Source organism: Microcoleus sp. B3-A4 (assembly GCF_036705385.1).
GTDB lineage: Bacteria > Cyanobacteriota > Cyanobacteriia > Cyanobacteriales > Microcoleaceae > Microcoleus.
The window spans coordinates 11141-26615 of record NZ_JAUBUI010000045.1; the positions used below are offsets into that span (position 1 = coordinate 11141).

The following is a 15475-nucleotide window of genomic DNA, read 5'->3' on the forward strand; positions in this document are numbered from 1 at the left end:
GCTTCTCGCACAGCCCAATCATCATCAGATTGAGCCCGTTGTTTGAGCCAAGGTAAGGTTTCCGGGTCATCTTTCCACCCCCGTGCTAATTCTTGAACTGCTGCTTCTCGCACAGCCCAATCATCATCAGATTGAGCCCGTTGTTTGAGCCAAGGTAAGGTTTCCGGGTCATCTTTCCAAGTTGCTGCAACTGCTGCTACTGCTTGTCGGCGAATTTCATAAACTAGGTTGTCATCTTCTTGAGGTGCTGGTACTGCTTGTCTGCGAATTTCCCAAACTAGGTTGTCATCTTCTTGAGGTGTAGAAGCACTGCTATTTTCGTATTTAGTTAACTCTTTGACTCGCTCGCGCAACTTACTAGCAATAGCAGCGATATCATTTCTATTCTTGACTTCGCAAACACACTCCGCCGCCAAAAATAGATTGCTAAACTTTTCTGCTTCCCCATTTTCACCAATCAGGTATTCCAGGACTTCACCGGTAAATTTAGCATCCACCATTCCTGCCATTAAACCTAACACTTCATGCCAAGACTCATCTCGCCAGTGTTCCCGGTAAACTTGAATCAAGTCATCTAATTCAATCGTTTTTTGTTTTTCAAATTCCCGCAAAAACTCCCAAGCATAAAGAGATAATATCATATCCAGTTAATTTTCCATAATAAAAGTGGTTGGCAGTCGCAAAATTGAGTCCTGATTAGCTCAAAGCTTTCAAAATAGCGAGCAGCGGCGCTTCAAAGCTGCTTGCAAAAGAGTGTTGTACAGTTTTTCCTTAACAGTATAAGCGCCGAATCTTTCCAAGTGCGGATTGTTCATTTGAGCGTCGAACATCAGATAAGATCGATCGCGCAATCTCTCCACCAACTTCACCATCGCCACCTTAGAACCCTCGGGAATTCGGTAAAACATCGACTCCCCAATAAACGCACCGCCGATCGACAATCCTAAAATACCGCCCGCCAATTCGTCCCCGCACCAAGTCTCGAAGCTGTAAGCCCAACCGGCCTCATACAAACCCCAGTAAATCTTCTTGAGCTCCTTAGAAATCCAAGTCGTTTCGCGATCGGCACAACCCTCAACCACCGCCCCAAAATCGCGGTTCACAGCCACGGAAAATCGATTTTGATTGATTTGGCGACGCAGGGATTTCGGATAGGTAAATCTTTCATCCAGGGGAATCAGCGCCCGCTGCCGGCTCGAATACCACCCCAAACTTTCCTCGCCGTCATTTGCCATCAAGAAGTAGCCTTGGGCATATCCTTGTATAATTGTCGGTATATCATATTGCATATATTTATCAGTTGTCATTTCTCAGTTAACTTTTCAAAGTCAACATTAGCAATTAGGAATAATCATGTCTGAAACCATTGAACCTATTACCTTACCGCCCGCCAAAAACCCCGAACAAGAAGGCCAATGGCTCCAACAAACGCTGCTGGCATGGCTAGACTCCGAGTTTATCCCAGAAGCAGCCAACCAGCAAATAGCTAAAAGAGCTGCCCAAATCTATGTCCGCCAGCGTATGGAAGGCGAGAATGACTTGGGCAGCCTCGTAATTGCGATCGTCACCGAAATGCAGGCCTATGATTTTTCTAAAAGCTTCTACGGCGAATTTGCGATCGCCAATGCCGTCAGCGACTTGTTACTCGAAAGTCTCGGCATAGATAAATGCTGTGGCCAGTGAAGCAAGAAGGAGGAAAATTTAACTCATAAGTCTGAAACAAAAATCAACCCCAAACATAATCCTGCCGATTAATTGTGAGTTTTTTCCTTCTTTCTTCCTTCTTCCTTCTCCCTTCTTCCTTCTTCCTTCGTGCTACCAGCTAGACTTCACAACACCGGGCAAAAGACCTTCGTGAGCCATTTCTCGCATCATGTTGCGAGACAGTCCGAAGTCACGATAGACACCTCTGGGGCGCCCAGTTGCCCAGCAGCGGTTCCGCAAGCGAGTCCGCGAACTGCTGCGGGGAAGCTGTTGCAGTTGGCGGTGAATCGCCATTTTGTCCATCTGATTGGTAGCTTGGTCAAACTGGTCTTTCAGGTCTTCCCGCTTGTCGGCATACTTGTCTACGAGTCTCTGGCGCTTTTTCTCGCGCTCAACCATGCTCTTCTTAGCCATAATCTGTTGATATCCTTAGATTAATCACAATCTACTATTTTACTATATTTTGGTGATTTCGGATCGCTTTTATTTGAATTATTTCTTTTGTCAACAAGATTTTGAGCAACAGGCAAGATGCCTGTTCCACAATAAATCAACATTTTTAGCAGCAGGCAAGATGCCTGTTCCACAATAACTCAACATTTTTAGCAACAGGCAAGATGCCTGTTCCACAATAACTCAACATTTTTAGCAACAGGCAAGATGCCTGTTCCACAATAACTCAACATTTTTAGCAACAGGCAAGATGCCTGTACCACAATAACTCAACATTTTTGTGGTACAGGCATCTTGCCTGTACTTAACATTGGTGCAACAACTAACTATTAGCAAAAGGGTACAAATTTGCAATAACTCAAGATTTTTGTGGTACAGGCATCTTGCCTGTACTTAACCTTGGTGCAACACCAAACTATTAGCAGAAGGACACAAATCTGCAAGTTCGCAAATATTGCAAGCCGGATTTCTCGCATTACAAACTGCCCTGCCGTGATAAACCAACCGAATCGACCAATTTTCCCAATCCGGCTGCGGCAACAATATCATCAAATCCCGCTCGATCCTTATAGGATCGGTATGTTCGGTCAATCCCAACCGCTGACTCAAACGTTTGACGTGAGTGTCTACCGTCACGCCCATATTAATACCAAAAGCGTGGGCGAGAACGACATTAGCTGTTTTGCGGGCAACTCCGGGCAATTCTAGCAGCAGTTCCATCCGCTGCGGCACTTGATTGTTAAATTTATTGACGATCGCCTGACAAGCACCTTTAATATTTTTAGACTTATTGCGGTAGAAACCTGTCGATCGCACGAGACTTTCGAGTTCTTCTACATCAGCATTTGCCAAAGCAACCGCATCGGGAAAACGCTCAAACAAAGCCGGCGTTACCAAATTTACTCGATCGTCCGTACACTGAGCCGAGAGAATCGTCGCCACCAGCAACTGCACGGGAGTTTCGTAGTTGAGAGTGCAAGGAGCTTCTGGATAGAGGCGTTTGAGGCGAATCAGAATTTCGAGCGATCGTTGTTTTAAACTTAACTTTTTAGTCATTAGTCAGTAGTCATTAGCCATTAGTCAGTAATCAGTAGTCATTTGTGATTTGTTTTTAACTGGTTCCCAGGCACGACCGGGGAACCCATAACCAGAGGCTGTGCCTCGCTTGTGTAGGTAAAAAAGTAGAGGGGAAAATAGGAAAATAGGAAAACGGCAAACTCGACATAATTCTTCCTTCTTCCTTCTTCCTTCTTCCCTCTTTCTTCATTTACTATTGCATCAGAAATCGAAAATCTATCCCAGCCAAATTAGCTGTATCGCGAATAATCAAGAAAATTCCCAAACCCAGCAACAACACCAAACCGGTCTGCATAACATTTTCCTGAATGCGGTTCGGCAGAGGAGTTCCCCGCAGTCCTTCTATTAACAGAAAAGCTAGCTGACCGCCATCTAAAGCAGGTAAAGGCAAGATATTAATCACAGCCAAATTGATGCTAATTAGCACAGCATACTGAAACAAACTCGCAGCATCCGATTGGGCAATCCCTGCACCAATCGCCACAATCGCCACAGGCCCGGACAACTTGTCGGCAGTTTGGCTGAAATTGCTAAATAACTGCCCAAAACCTTGAACCGTCAGCACCACAATCCGCTCAAATTCTGTAGCGGCCTTGCTAAACGCCTCTACAATTCCGACCCTCTCCCGCACGACAGTGCCGTTATTAATTAGCTTCACGCCAATGCGGCCTTTACCCTCGGGCGACTCTTCAGGAGTGACTGTCACCACAAATTTTTGTTCTTGGCGCTGAATTTCCAACGCTAGGGGTTGGTTGGGATGATTTTCGATTGCTGCGACCAATAATTTGCTTGCTTCGGCGGAAGCCCCCAATTCCTTGCCGTCAACAGACAGAACAACGTCGCCCGATCGAATTCCCGCTTGTTTCGCGGCCGAACTGACTTCGGCGGCGACTTCCGGGACTTTAACTCCCGGTAGGTAGTTCATTTGTGCAGCGCCGACAGTGGTCAATTGCACCACCAGCAGGAAATAAGCAAAAATTAAGTTGGCAATTACCCCTGCACTAATGACGATCGCCCGATCGAGCACGGGGCGATTTTTGAGCAAATTCGGGTCATTTGGGGGAATTGTACTCTCGGGATCGTCGTCCGGGAAACCCACGAAACCTCCCAGGGGAAAGGCGCGGAGGGCATACTCAGTTTCCGGGCCTTGGTACTTCCAGAGGATGGGCCCGAAACCGATAGAGAAGCGGTTGACGTGGATGTGTTGAAGTCTCGCCGCCAGGAAGTGGCCGAGTTCGTGAACGACAATCAAGATACCTAAAACTGCGATCGCTGCCAAAACTGACATGAAGGATTCCACTAACACTTTTACTGGACTTTGATTTATTTTAATATCTTTTTAATATCGGTGGCTTCTGAGGGACAATTTTCAGTCAAACTGGAAGGTGGTGTTTTTGTCGGAAGTCCCGGGTGCTGCGATCGACCCGACGCTGCCAAACCCTCGCGCGATCGTACCTGAGTTTACCTCTAAAACCAATTCCCATTACCAATTCCCTATTACAAATTCCCCCTTAGCAATTCCCAGTTACCAATTCCCCATTATGAAAGACACTTCTTTGAATATTATCGCTATTTCTATCTTTGCCATCACCGTTTCAATATTGTTGGGGCCCCTATTCAACTTGCCAGAAGCCGTACCTGCGATCGCCACTTTTTGCCTCTTGGGGCTAGCCACCCTTGACAGTTTCCAGTGGCAAGGTCAAGGCGGTACTATTTTATTAGATTGGCTGGGAGGAACTTCCAAACAAAAGCGCGATCGTATCCTTCACCACGAAGCCGGACACTTCTTAGTCGCCTACCTGTTGGGAATTCCCGTAACCAGCTACGCCCTCAACGCTTGGGAAGCATTTAAACAAGGTCAAACAGCCCAAGGCGGCGTCCGATTTGAAGACGAACAATTAGCATCTCAACTCCAAAGTGGCACTCTTTCCGCCCAACTTTTAGACCAATACTGCACCGTGTGGATGGCCGGAATAGTCGCCGAAAAATTTGTTTACGGCAGTGCAGAAGGAGGAGCCGAAGACCGCACCAAAATTAGTGCAATATTAACACAAATGCGCCGTCCCAGTTCCGAGATTCAAGTCAAACAAAACTGGGGTTTGCTGCGAGCAAAAAACCTGATCGAAAGCCACCAATCAGCTTACGAAGCCCTAGTGGCAGCAATGGAAGAAAGAGCAACGGTTGCCGAATGCTGCGACATAATCCAGCAAAATTTATAGGATAAAAAAATTACGCACTCTTGCCTTATAAACCAGGTTTCTCTGTAGTTCGATCGCAAAAACACAAAAATTGCGTAGAAACTGAGTTTAAGAGCGTATTATAGGGATTAAAAATTCATGTCAGAACCAAAAACTTTCCCAACAACACTGCAAACAGCGAACCAAAATACAGAAAAATTGTTGTGGCTGTTCGGTTTCCGGATCGACCCCGGCACCGAAACACCAAATCTATATACTCTAATTGTCTATGGAGAACAAGAGCCGCCCTTAGTAGCCGGCGGTCAACTTGTATTTTTTACCCGTCCAGAACTAGCGATTAACGCTCTCCAATTGTGCAATATCGATGTCAGCGAAGTGGGAAAGCCACCCACACAAATAGACGCTATTTGCGACATTGCAGAAACGCTGTACTTGCTCGATGCCGAAGATTTTGACGAGTCAGCTACTATACTCAACTGTTTGAACGCGCTTTTCGATTTAGTGAAAGCTACTTTAATACCGATGCCAACGGAATACAAGCGCATACTTTATGATTTTGCAGACCATTTGAATATTGAGGAAGAGTTTGCAAGTTTTTTTGACGCAGAAGATATTCAGCGATCGGAAATTGTCAATGCCATTTTGTGGTGTGTGGGAGCAATTACAGCTAAATCGAGATTGTTGACCGAGTAATTTAAGAAAAACTAGAATGTGAATCCATAATAGATAATACCGCCCAAGAAAATTGTGCCATGACTGTAACAGATTTACGCTTGTGGACTGTAGAGGAATATCGCCGCATGACCGAAACAGGCATTCTCAATCCCGATGAACGAGTCGAATTAATTGACGGGCAAATTATTTCAAGGAGTGCAAAAAATCCTCCCCACGCAGCAACTAATCTCTGTGCAGCCGACTATCTCAGAAATCTGCTGGCAGGACTTGCTTTAATTCGCATCCAAGACCCGATCGCTCTAAGTTATAATTCAGAACCTGAACCGGATATTGCTGTAGTGCAAATCGACCCTCGGCTGTACCAAGATTTTCATCCCGCACCAGACAATATTTTCTTATTAATAGAAATAGCTGACACGACTTTAGAAATAGACCGCAAGCGGAAAGCACCGGCTTATGCTAAGGCGAGAATTACTGATTATTGGATACTTGATGTTAACACGCGGCAAGTTTATGTTTTTCGCGAACCGGGCGAGGCAAACTACCGACAAGAAACTGTATTTAATGAAGATGATGTTTTGTCAATGCTGGCATTTCCAGAAATAGAAGTTCAGATTTTGCAACTTTTTCCTTAAGTAGGGGCAGGTTTTACGAAGAATAATTGCCTAAGACCAATAATCTCGTAAACCCGCCCCCACCAACCTATCAATTACCAATTACCCAATTATCAATTACCAAATCTTCAGGGTCGTCCCGATTGCTACAAAAAACTTAGTATTAGGGCGTAGCATGAGTTATACTCCTACTGGAAAGACTGTGACTGTAAAAACATCCCGAAATCAAAGTTTATGAGCAACACTTCCCCGCCTCAACCAGCCGCCAAAAACCCCGCAACACAAAAACTCAGTTTATCGACAAAATTAGCTTACGGTGCCGGCGACCTCGGCCCGGCAATTACCGCTAATGTTTTAGCATTTTACCTCCTAGTTTTCTTTACCAATGTCGCTGGTTTACCTGCCGGCTTAGCCAGTAATATTTTGGTAGTTGGCAAGGTTTGGGATGCCATAAATGACCCGATTGTGGGGGTTTTGAGCGATCGCACTTCTCACCCTTGGGGTCGCCGATATCCTTGGATAATATATGGTGGCATTCCCTTCGGCATATTCTTCTTATTGCAGTGGATTGTACCTAGCACCGATCACACAGTGTTGTTTTGGTACTATGTTGGGATCAGCATTTTGTTCAACACCGCCTACACGGCTGTCAATCTTCCCTACACTGCCCTGACTCCAGAACTTACTCAAGACTACAACGAACGCACTAGCCTTAATAGTTTTCGGTTTGCTTTCTCAATTGGCGGCAGCATTTTTTCATTAATCTTAGCTCTAATTATTTTTAGTGTATTTCAAAACAACCCGAATCAACAATATTTAGTATTAGGTGCCATCTGTGCAGTTATCTCTGTCTTGCCTTTGTACTGGTGCGTTTTGGGAACTCGCAAGCACGTCGCAGCCCAACTATTAGAAAACGCAGAACTAGATAATTCTACATCCTTGCCACTGAAAGAACAGTTGCAGATTGCATTTAGCAATCGCCCTTTTTTGTACGTAATTGGAATTTATCTTTTTTCTTGGCTGGGAGTGCAGTTGACTGCTACTATTATTCCCTACTTTGTTGTTAACTGGATGCAACAGCCACAGTACGTTTTTAGCTTGGTGGCGATCGCAGTTCAAGGCACTGCATTAATCATGCTATTTGTTTGGAGTAAAGTCAGCGAAAGATACGGCAAAAAAGCCGTATATTTTATGGGCATGAGTTTGTGGATTATTGCCCAAGCTGGACTGTTTTTCCTCCAACCAGGACAAGTATTGCAGATGTACCTATTAGCAGTCATGGCAGGTGTGGGAGTTTCCACGGCTTATCTAATACCTTGGTCGATGATACCGGATGTGATCGAACTCGACGAACTGCAAACAGGAGAAAGACGCGAAGGCATTTTCTATTCGTTTATGGTACTGCTGCAAAAAATAGGATTGGCAGGGGGTTTGTGGTTGGTAGGACAAGCGTTAGAAGGAGCTGGATTTCTATCTACAGTTCCGGGACAGCCGGCACCCGTACAGCCAGAGTCTGCACTGTTTGCGATTCGAGTTGCGATCGGGCCGCTGCCGACAATTGCTTTAATTGCTGGCATGATTCTTACCTATTTTTATCCCATAACCCGCGAAGTTCATGCAGAAATATTGTTGAAACTGCGAGAAAGAAAAGCCCAAAATCAGTAAGCGCTAATAAAAAGTAGTTGGTAATTAGTAAAATTTAAAAACAACAACTACCAATAGCTAATCCGAGCGAAAACAATAGCAATCCTCCCATCCTGTGCAAACTTTTTTTTTATTTGACAATGTGTCATCTTCTTATTGCATCAGTTAATTAAAAAAAAAAGCCCGTTGCGCGTTTACCGAAAGGATTGCTATAGTTTGCTTGGAGGGCGAATAAAAGCGAGAGTTTTAGTAAAAGTCCCGGAGCCCAGAAACCTATTTTTTCTGTAAAAAATAAATTTTGTAGCGCCATCCGCCCCGGTGGAAAGACCCAGAAGGCTTGAGTTGTTCGAGATGTCGATCGAGCTTCAAAAAACAAATTATTAAATTTTATGTCTGTCGCGCACTATAGAGAGTAGTTTGTGGTATAATTATCAAGCTCAATAAGTTTATATACTTAATCAGTCATCCAGCTCCTCAAAAAGTTTATAATTAAAAGAAGAGACAGATTTTTATCGGAAATTGATTCGATTAGTTGCCGTTCCAAAAATTTGCTGAATGTTACTAATTATATCTACATGGAAAATGCCAAACGTTTTAGCCTGTCAGTTAATGAGTAAGTTAACATATGCTTCTGCCGTTGACTGCGAACCGAAAAAGGTCATAGATTACAAACCAATACCAGCGCAAGCGGCGGCTGAGGTGGTACGGTCAATTGTAAAAGTTTGGTAAAGTTACTGCGCCCCTACCGCGAAGCTGAGCGACACGGGAAAAAGTTTGCTTCGTCGCCCGGAAACCCTACATACAAGCACCACGCAGCAGACCCAAATGCAGTCCGATACAACTCTCCAGAAGTTGTAAAATAACTTTTGCAGCCGGCACAGCATAGGGATTTAGTTATTTTTGTATACTATGTGAAAAGAGTGAGAACTATTAGAAGGAATTGGGCTCGACCAACCAAGAATCTCGTGTGATATCCTTAAGCCAATGCTCAAAGTATCAACTAGAAGGCTCCCAGAACAAAGCTGATTTTATCTCCCAAATATGAAAGAGGTCAACATGGAAAGAGAACAGGACGCTCATATCGTACCCATTAGCAACCAGAGCCGACAGGTGCAGCAATTTTCCGTTGACGAGGGAGAAGAGTTAAGCGCGCAGCCTCAGAAAGGATTGAATATAAAACCGTTGTTGAGGACTTTTCAGCGACAAGCCCTAATCATTATTGGGATTGTAGCTCTAGTAGGCGCTGGAGCTTATTCTCAGATCAAGGGAGGCAAGAAAACATATCAAGGCGATTTTCGGATGCTAGTGGAACCCGTGACAACGGAGGCCAGAATTGCTGACCCCTCTGCCCTAGCCAATCGCGCCGAGGGGGGGGCAGTGCCTAATCGAGATTTTTTTAGTTTGGACTACGCAACTCAACTTCAAATTCTCCAGAGTCCTCAGATGCTGTCGGCTATTGTTAAACAAGTCCAAAAACGATATCCAGAAGTTACCGAGAAAATTCTTCAAAAAGAATTAGTCGTTTTGCGGATGGGAGAAGATGAGAGGACGCTGACTAAAATTTTGGAAGTTCGCTTCATGGGGACTGATCCTAAATTAGTTGAGTTTGTTTTACAAGTAACTAAACAGAAATATTTAAAGTACAGTCTTGACGAACGCAAGACTAGCATTGGTCAAGGTGTTAAATTTATTGAAGACCAGCTTCCGGCACTCAATAAGCGCGTAAACAAGCTGAAATCGGAGTTACAGGTGATACAGGAGCAGCAAAAGATTACCAATCCTCAAGAACAAGGCGCGCAATTAATCGAGCAAGTTCGTACCGTAGAAACTTTAGAGTTAGAAACTCAAAGGCTACTCCAAGAACAGAAAACGCTGTACGCTAACTTGCAAAAACAATTAGATTTTACACCAAATGAAGCTATTGCTGCTTCCGCTTTAAGCGAAGAACCTCAATATAAAGAGTTGCTGACCAAGGTTAAGGAAGTAGAAGGTCAGATTGCTGTAGAAACAGCTCGTTTTAAATCTGCTAACCCTATAGTGGAAGCTTTAGAGCGCAAGCGGTCAAATTTAGTAGCTTTGCTCAACCAGCAAACTGATCGAATTTTGGGGCAAAATTTAGTAGGCACCCAAGCCAATTCTAAAGTTCAGAATTTTCAAAATTCGATTCGCATAGGCTTGATTAAACAATTGGTTGATACTGCCAACCAAGTTCAAGTCTTAGAAGCTCGCCGTCAGGCAATCAGCCAAACTAAAAACAATTTAAACCGACAAGCAACAGAATTCCCCACCATAGCCCGCCGCTACAACGAACTGCAACAGCAACTAGAAGTAGCCGCCCGCACCCGCGATCAACTTTTAAGCCAGCGGGAAACTCTGCGCGTCCAAGCAGCTCAAAGCCAAGTACCTTGGGAAATAATTTCTGAACCACGGATACCGAAAGATGAGAAGGGCGAGCTGATGACAGTTCCATCGAAAGCTAAAAACAAATTGATGATGGCAGTGGTTGGGGCGCTAGTTTTGGGTCTGGGATCGGCTATCCTCATTGAAAAGTTCCGCAATATTTTCTACTGTGCTGATGACGTTAAAGATGCGGTTGAAGCGCCTTTATTAGGAGCAATTCCTCTTGACAAAAATGCTAGAAAATTGCCGCCTTCTATTGCTAAGGCCTATGCTTATCTTGAAGGAAAAGAGGGTAATAAGAAAAATGCTGCGGAATTTATAGAAGCTTTTGACTCTCTTTATACTAATATCCGCTTTCTTTCTTCAAATCGAACGATTAGCTCTTTGGCAATTGGTTCCGCTACAGTTGGCGAAGGCAAATCTACCATTGCTTTAAACTTAGCTCACGTGGCAGCGCTGGCGGGTCAGCGAGTGCTGTTAGTAGACGCGAATTTGCATTCCCCCAGCCTGCACTTGCTGTTGGAACTGCCTAATCTCAAGGGATTGAGCAACTTGCTCAATAATAAAAACGAACCCCATGAAATTATCCAACGATCGCATCTAGCAGATAATCTTTTTGTATTAACTGCCGGTCTCCCAGAGCCTGGTACTGCTAGACGGCTGGCATCATCTCAGATGCAGTATTTAATGGAAGAACTTCAGGCAAAATTTGACTTAGTTATCTACGATACGCCGCCGCTGGCGGACAGTAAAGATACGAATTTTTTAGCGGCGCGCACCGATGGCATACTGATGGTTGTAGCAATTAAGCAGGTTCCCTTTTCTGTAGTCAAAAAAGTTTTCAGTCAATTAGAAAATTTTGGCATACCATGCTTGGGCACAGTTGCCAATCATGCCACTAAACGCAAGAAGTATCCAGCATCTAGAGCATCAGTTGTTGAAGATAAAAATGAATATTTGAATTTGGCACAAGCACCGTCTCGTATCCGCAAACTAGCTCCTAAAAAAGAGTGACACCCAAAAAAGCTGACCCCAAAAAATGGATACAAGCCCCCTACAGGAGTCATGGAACTCCCAAAATTTTAGACTCTTGTTCAAGGTCCCAGATTTGTCTGTGGAGTAAATCGAAAATCTAAAATCGTTCGACTGAGCGCGACTGGACTAAGCGCTCGCCGAACCTCTTAGGTCGAAGTCTAAGATATAAAATCTAAAATTGACTGATGGCGGATTAATTTCCATCCGGGTTGGTAGGAAATGTGACGGTAAAATTAGTCCAGCCATTCCTGCTTTCAACCTCAATTTTTCCCTGCAACTGTTCGACAAGTTTTTGAACCAAAGCTAAACCCAAACCTGTACCTCCTTGTTTCCACGGATCGGCGTTGGGAACTCGATAAAATTTCTCAAAAATTCGAGGCAATTCCTCTATGGAAATAGACGATTGATTGCTGAGTGTAAATTGGATTTCTGAAGCCACAGCACTTGCTTGTCGCGAATTTGTCCTTTGTCCTCCCTGTTCCCCGTCTCGGTTTTTGCACTCAACTTTCAGAAAAATTTCGCCGTCATTGGCAGTATATTTGCAGGCATTGTTGAGGAGTTCGGCTAAAATTCGTCCCAAACTAGCGCGGTTGGAACTGATCGTGGGGAGGTGGCGATCGCACTCTACTCGCAAATCCTGGTGGCGGTCGTGGGCCCGGGTGTAAAACGGGTCGATAATAGTAGGCAGCCAGACTTCTAAGTTTACTGGTTCGAGGTCGATCGGACAAGTTGCAGCTTCGAGTCGCTGCAAATCTAGCAAAGCATTAATCAAATCTGTTTCTCTAGTACATTCTGTTTCTAAAATTTCTAGATAAATCTGGCGTCGATCTAGTGTGGGAGAAATTCTCAACATATGAATAGCCATTTTTATATTAGCTAAAGGCGTCCGCAGTTCGTGGGAAACTGTGCTGAGAAATTCATCTTTGAGGACGTTTAAATGCTGGAGTTCGTGAACTTTTTGCTGCAATTCGGCGGTGCGTTCTTGGACTTGGCGTTCGAGGTCGGTGTTGAGATTTTGGACTTGCTGATAGAGTTGGGCTTGCTGAATGGCGATCGCAATTTGAGTTGCCAGTTGCAGCAGCAAATCCACTTCCGAAGGTTGCCACTGACGGGATTGGGAACACTGATGGACACACATCATCCCCCACAAATTGCCATCTTGCAAAATTGGTACAATCAAATAAGCTTTAATTTGCGCTTGCTGGAACCGGGCATATTTTTCGGCGCTCAAACAGGCTTGGTCGAGATCCGGAACCGCATAAATTTCCTGTTCGATCACGGAAGCAGATTCTTGCCAAATATTATCCGGCATGATTTCTCCCAAGATTGAAGGCCAATTTTCGGCAACGGATTCTGCCACTACAATGCCGTAATTGCTGGACTCTAAATGCAGGATTGCTACTCGGTCAGCTTGCAAAACTTGGCGGACTTCATCGACGCTGGCGTTAAGAATTTCTTCGAGGTTTAAGGATTGGTGAATCCGCAAGGAAATGTGAGTTAACAGCCGATCGCGCTGCAATTGTTCGTGGAGTTTCGCAGTCCGTTCCCGCACCTGCTGTTCCAGTTTGGCGTTGCGGCTTTGCAGCAGTTCCACTTTTTCGGCTTGGAGTTGATAAACCGACTGCTGCAACTGTTTGACAACTCGGTACATTTCGGTGGGGTCGAGGACTCTGAGCAAGCTGGTCTGAGTAATAATTCCCAACAGTTCTCCGCGCCCCCCGCACACGACCAACCGCTGCACTTGTTGCTGCTGCATTTCTTTGTGGGCCGTCCACAGGGAATCGGAAGGTTGAAGAAATTGCAGGGGAGTTCTCATGACTTTTTGAGCTGGGGTTTGCTCGAAATTTAGTTCGAGAAACTGTGCCTGCACGATGTCGTACTCGGTAATAATTCCCAGGGGTTGGTGAAAGGAATAGTGAAAAATGGAGGTATAGTCATCTTTGGGCTTCTCCATTGTTAATTCTTTGTTTTTTGTGATGACTACGCAACTGACTTGATGCTCAGACATCAGTTCGGTTATAGTCTGCAGCGAGGCGGTGTGGGGTGCTGTAATTGGCGTAGTCATCAATTCTGCTACCCGCCGCAATTTGAGAATGTTTGAAGGCTGCAATACTTGGCGAATTCTTTCCCGCGTCAGCACTCCTAACAAGTGGCCCAATTGATTGACGATCGGCAAATAGCGAATCTTGTGCTGGCGAAATAAGGATAAAGCGGTAAACACGTCTTGGTCGTCGGATTCTGTGAGGGAGACCGACACCGGGGACATCACTTCAGAAATTGGTATTTTGTGCAGGGCTACTTTGTGCTGGTTGTCTATTTTGCCAGAAGCTATCAGCCTCACTAAGTCGGCGGGAGTTAATATGCCGATTAACAGTCCGCGGCTGGGGCTATCGGATAAGTTCCCTGTGGTAATAGTCTGCTGGTTCTGCACGACGAGCACGCACCGGGCCCGCACCTTGTCCGGCGGGGAGGTTTCGGTCGTCCCCCCCCGGTCTGAGGGTACAGGTGTTTTGACTAGGGGACAACTGTTTTGCAACTGACTCATCAGGGCGATCGCCGCTGCTAAGGAAGTTTCTGGCCCGGTAGTTAAGGGGTAGCGGTCGATCGCTTGTTCTAAGGCTGAGGAGTAAAAGGGCGGGTGGTTAAACGGCATAGTTGATTGCAGGTTGTCAGAGGGCGGCTAACTATCGGGCAAAGCCTTAGGGAACGGCAGAAACACCTCGCCTGTGCTTGGGATTTAAATAATAAACTTTCTCATTCATTATTTCCACGCAATCTGAGCTTTAGATTAATGGTGCCACTAATTCGCAATCTCACCGATCTCAAATCCTTGGGCGGTTTTTACTGCCTGCTTTTCTCCTGAGACTCTCCTATAATCAAAATAACCCGAATGTAAAGTTTTACTACAAGATTTATCCATAATGACAACTTTAAGCTTAGAGCAAATTGCAGCCAAGTTAGAAAGCGAAAATTCAGCCGATCGAATGGTTGCTTTGGCTAACTTGCGGAACGTGCCTGCTGCAGAGGCGGTGCCTTTGATTAAAAAGGTGTTGAACGACGAAAGTTTACAAGTGCGATCGATGGCTGTGTTTGCTCTCGGGGTCAAACCGACAGCAGAGTGCTATCCTATTTTAGTCAAATTGCTAGAAACAGACCCGGATTACGGCATTCGCGCTGACGCTGCAGGTGCTTTGGGCTATCTGGAAGATATCAGAGCTTTTGACGCTTTGGTGCGGGCTTTTTACGAAGATACTCAATGGCTGGTGCGCTTCAGTGCTGCTGTTTCTCTGGGGAATCTCAAAGATCCCCGGGCCCGCGACGTGCTGCTGAAAGCTCTCGACAGCGAGCAAGTGGTGATCCAGCAGGCGGCAATTTCGGCTTTGGGAGAAATTAAAGATCTTGGGGCGATCGATCGCATCCTCAATTTTGCTCAGTCGGAAGATTGGCTGATCCGCCAGAGGCTGGCTGAAGCTTTGGGCAATTTGCCGAGTGTTAAGAGCGTTTCGGCTTTGAAATACTTAGAAAAAGATAGGAATTCTCAAGTATCTAAGGCGGCAACAATTTCTCTCGATCGCCTGTCAAAAGCAGAAGCGTAAAAATTTGTAGAGGCGGGTTCACTAAAATCTGTAATTTAAGTAGTAGAATCAGATCAACCCGCCCCGGCTGCGATGTTTG

The 15475-nt window shown here is 45.1% G+C and carries 14 protein-coding genes; 8 read left to right on the forward strand and 6 right to left on the reverse strand.

The features are described 5' to 3' along the window. Together QUB33_RS18110 and aat are read right to left on the reverse strand one after the other, a co-directional pair. Nucleotides 1-641 (reverse strand): HEAT repeat domain-containing protein (locus QUB33_RS18110; RefSeq protein WP_333352125.1); only part of this gene is annotated, 641 nt, incomplete at its 3' end. A gap of 69 nt (nt 642-710) precedes the next feature. After that, on the reverse strand, nt 711-1307 hold the full coding sequence (gene aat / locus QUB33_RS18115; protein WP_006633846.1) for a leucyl/phenylalanyl-tRNA--protein transferase: 597 nt from the start codon (nt 1305-1307) through the stop codon (nt 711-713). Between the two features lie 46 nt (nt 1308-1353). Between aat and QUB33_RS18120 the strand changes: the two genes are divergently transcribed. Next, on the forward strand, nt 1354-1683 hold the full coding sequence (locus tag QUB33_RS18120) for a hypothetical protein (protein WP_006633845.1): 330 nt from the start codon (nt 1354-1356) through the stop codon (nt 1681-1683). Between the two features lie 132 nt (nt 1684-1815). Here QUB33_RS18120 and rpsN read toward each other — a convergent pair whose 3' ends face one another. The 3 genes from rpsN to rseP all read right to left on the reverse strand — a co-directional run bounded on the left by rpsN (nt 1816) and on the right by rseP (nt 4522). Next, a complete protein-coding gene (rpsN, locus tag QUB33_RS18125; protein WP_190740106.1) occupies nt 1816-2118 on the reverse strand; it encodes a 30S ribosomal protein S14 in 303 nt (100 codons plus the stop codon). A gap of 432 nt (nt 2119-2550) precedes the next feature. Then, on the reverse strand, nt 2551-3213 hold the full coding sequence (gene nth / locus QUB33_RS18130) for an endonuclease III (protein ID WP_333352128.1): 663 nt from the start codon (nt 3211-3213) through the stop codon (nt 2551-2553). 214 nt (nt 3214-3427) lie between these two features. Continuing rightward, on the reverse strand, nt 3428-4522 hold the full coding sequence (rseP, locus tag QUB33_RS18135; protein WP_333352130.1) for an RIP metalloprotease RseP: 1095 nt from the start codon (nt 4520-4522) through the stop codon (nt 3428-3430). Nucleotides 4523-4775: 253 nt separating this feature from the next. On the opposite strand from rseP, the gene QUB33_RS18140 reads away from it, so the two are divergent. The 6 genes from QUB33_RS18140 to QUB33_RS18165 all read left to right on the forward strand — a co-directional run bounded on the left by QUB33_RS18140 (nt 4776) and on the right by QUB33_RS18165 (nt 11779). Further along, the gene (locus QUB33_RS18140; RefSeq protein ID WP_333352189.1) at nt 4776-5453 is read left to right on the forward strand and encodes an ATP-dependent Zn protease; all 678 of its coding nucleotides are present in this window, start codon (nt 4776-4778) and stop codon (nt 5451-5453) included. Between the two features lie 117 nt (nt 5454-5570). After that, on the forward strand, nt 5571-6125 hold the full coding sequence (locus tag QUB33_RS18145) for a hypothetical protein (protein ID WP_333352132.1): 555 nt from the start codon (nt 5571-5573) through the stop codon (nt 6123-6125). 59 nt (nt 6126-6184) lie between these two features. Next, a complete protein-coding gene (locus tag QUB33_RS18150; RefSeq protein ID WP_333352134.1) occupies nt 6185-6742 on the forward strand; it encodes a Uma2 family endonuclease in 558 nt (185 codons plus the stop codon). Nucleotides 6743-6955: 213 nt separating this feature from the next. Further along, nucleotides 6956-8386, forward strand: a complete 1431-nt coding sequence (locus tag QUB33_RS18155; protein ID WP_333352136.1) for an MFS transporter — start codon at nt 6956-6958, stop codon at nt 8384-8386. A gap of 561 nt (nt 8387-8947) precedes the next feature. Continuing rightward, nucleotides 8948-9094: a hypothetical protein gene (locus QUB33_RS18160; protein WP_333352138.1), complete on the forward strand. Its 147-nt coding sequence runs from the start codon at nt 8948-8950 to the stop codon at nt 9092-9094. A 312-nt stretch (nt 9095-9406) separates the two neighbouring features. Next, nucleotides 9407-11779: a polysaccharide biosynthesis tyrosine autokinase gene (locus tag QUB33_RS18165; RefSeq protein WP_333352140.1), complete on the forward strand. Its 2373-nt coding sequence runs from the start codon at nt 9407-9409 to the stop codon at nt 11777-11779. 214 nt (nt 11780-11993) lie between these two features. On the opposite strand, the gene QUB33_RS18170 is transcribed toward QUB33_RS18165, so the two are convergent. Next, nucleotides 11994-14453 carry a CBS domain-containing protein gene (locus QUB33_RS18170; protein WP_333352142.1) on the reverse strand — a complete coding sequence of 820 codons (2460 nt, stop codon included), beginning with the start codon at nt 14451-14453 and terminating at the stop codon, nt 11994-11996. Nucleotides 14454-14721: 268 nt separating this feature from the next. Here QUB33_RS18170 and QUB33_RS18175 point away from each other — a divergent pair, with 268 nt between their 5' ends. After that, nucleotides 14722-15396, forward strand: a complete 675-nt coding sequence (locus tag QUB33_RS18175) for a HEAT repeat domain-containing protein (protein WP_190732276.1) — start codon at nt 14722-14724, stop codon at nt 15394-15396. Nucleotides 15397-15475: the final 79 nt, after the last annotated feature.

What these genes read in the sequence shown, in the direction of transcription:
- aat (WP_006633846.1), bottom strand. Translation starts at nt 1,307, where the DNA reads ATGACAACTGATAAATATATGCAATATGATATACCGACAATTATACAA.
- QUB33_RS18120 (WP_006633845.1), top strand. Translation starts at nt 1,354, where the DNA reads ATGTCTGAAACCATTGAACCTATTACCTTACCGCCCGCCAAAAACCCC.
- rpsN (WP_190740106.1), bottom strand. Translation starts at nt 2,118, where the DNA reads ATGGCTAAGAAGAGCATGGTTGAGCGCGAGAAAAAGCGCCAGAGACTC.
- nth (WP_333352128.1), bottom strand. Translation starts at nt 3,213, where the DNA reads ATGACTAAAAAGTTAAGTTTAAAACAACGATCGCTCGAAATTCTGATT.
- rseP (WP_333352130.1), bottom strand. Translation starts at nt 4,522, where the DNA reads ATGTCAGTTTTGGCAGCGATCGCAGTTTTAGGTATCTTGATTGTCGTT.
- QUB33_RS18140 (WP_333352189.1), top strand. Translation starts at nt 4,776, where the DNA reads ATGAAAGACACTTCTTTGAATATTATCGCTATTTCTATCTTTGCCATC.
- QUB33_RS18145 (WP_333352132.1), top strand. Translation starts at nt 5,571, where the DNA reads ATGTCAGAACCAAAAACTTTCCCAACAACACTGCAAACAGCGAACCAA.
- QUB33_RS18150 (WP_333352134.1), top strand. Translation starts at nt 6,185, where the DNA reads ATGACTGTAACAGATTTACGCTTGTGGACTGTAGAGGAATATCGCCGC.
- QUB33_RS18155 (WP_333352136.1), top strand. Translation starts at nt 6,956, where the DNA reads ATGAGCAACACTTCCCCGCCTCAACCAGCCGCCAAAAACCCCGCAACA.
- QUB33_RS18160 (WP_333352138.1), top strand. Translation starts at nt 8,948, where the DNA reads ATGCCAAACGTTTTAGCCTGTCAGTTAATGAGTAAGTTAACATATGCT.
- QUB33_RS18165 (WP_333352140.1), top strand. Translation starts at nt 9,407, where the DNA reads ATGAAAGAGGTCAACATGGAAAGAGAACAGGACGCTCATATCGTACCC.
- QUB33_RS18170 (WP_333352142.1), bottom strand. Translation starts at nt 14,453, where the DNA reads ATGCCGTTTAACCACCCGCCCTTTTACTCCTCAGCCTTAGAACAAGCG.
- QUB33_RS18175 (WP_190732276.1), top strand. Translation starts at nt 14,722, where the DNA reads ATGACAACTTTAAGCTTAGAGCAAATTGCAGCCAAGTTAGAAAGCGAA.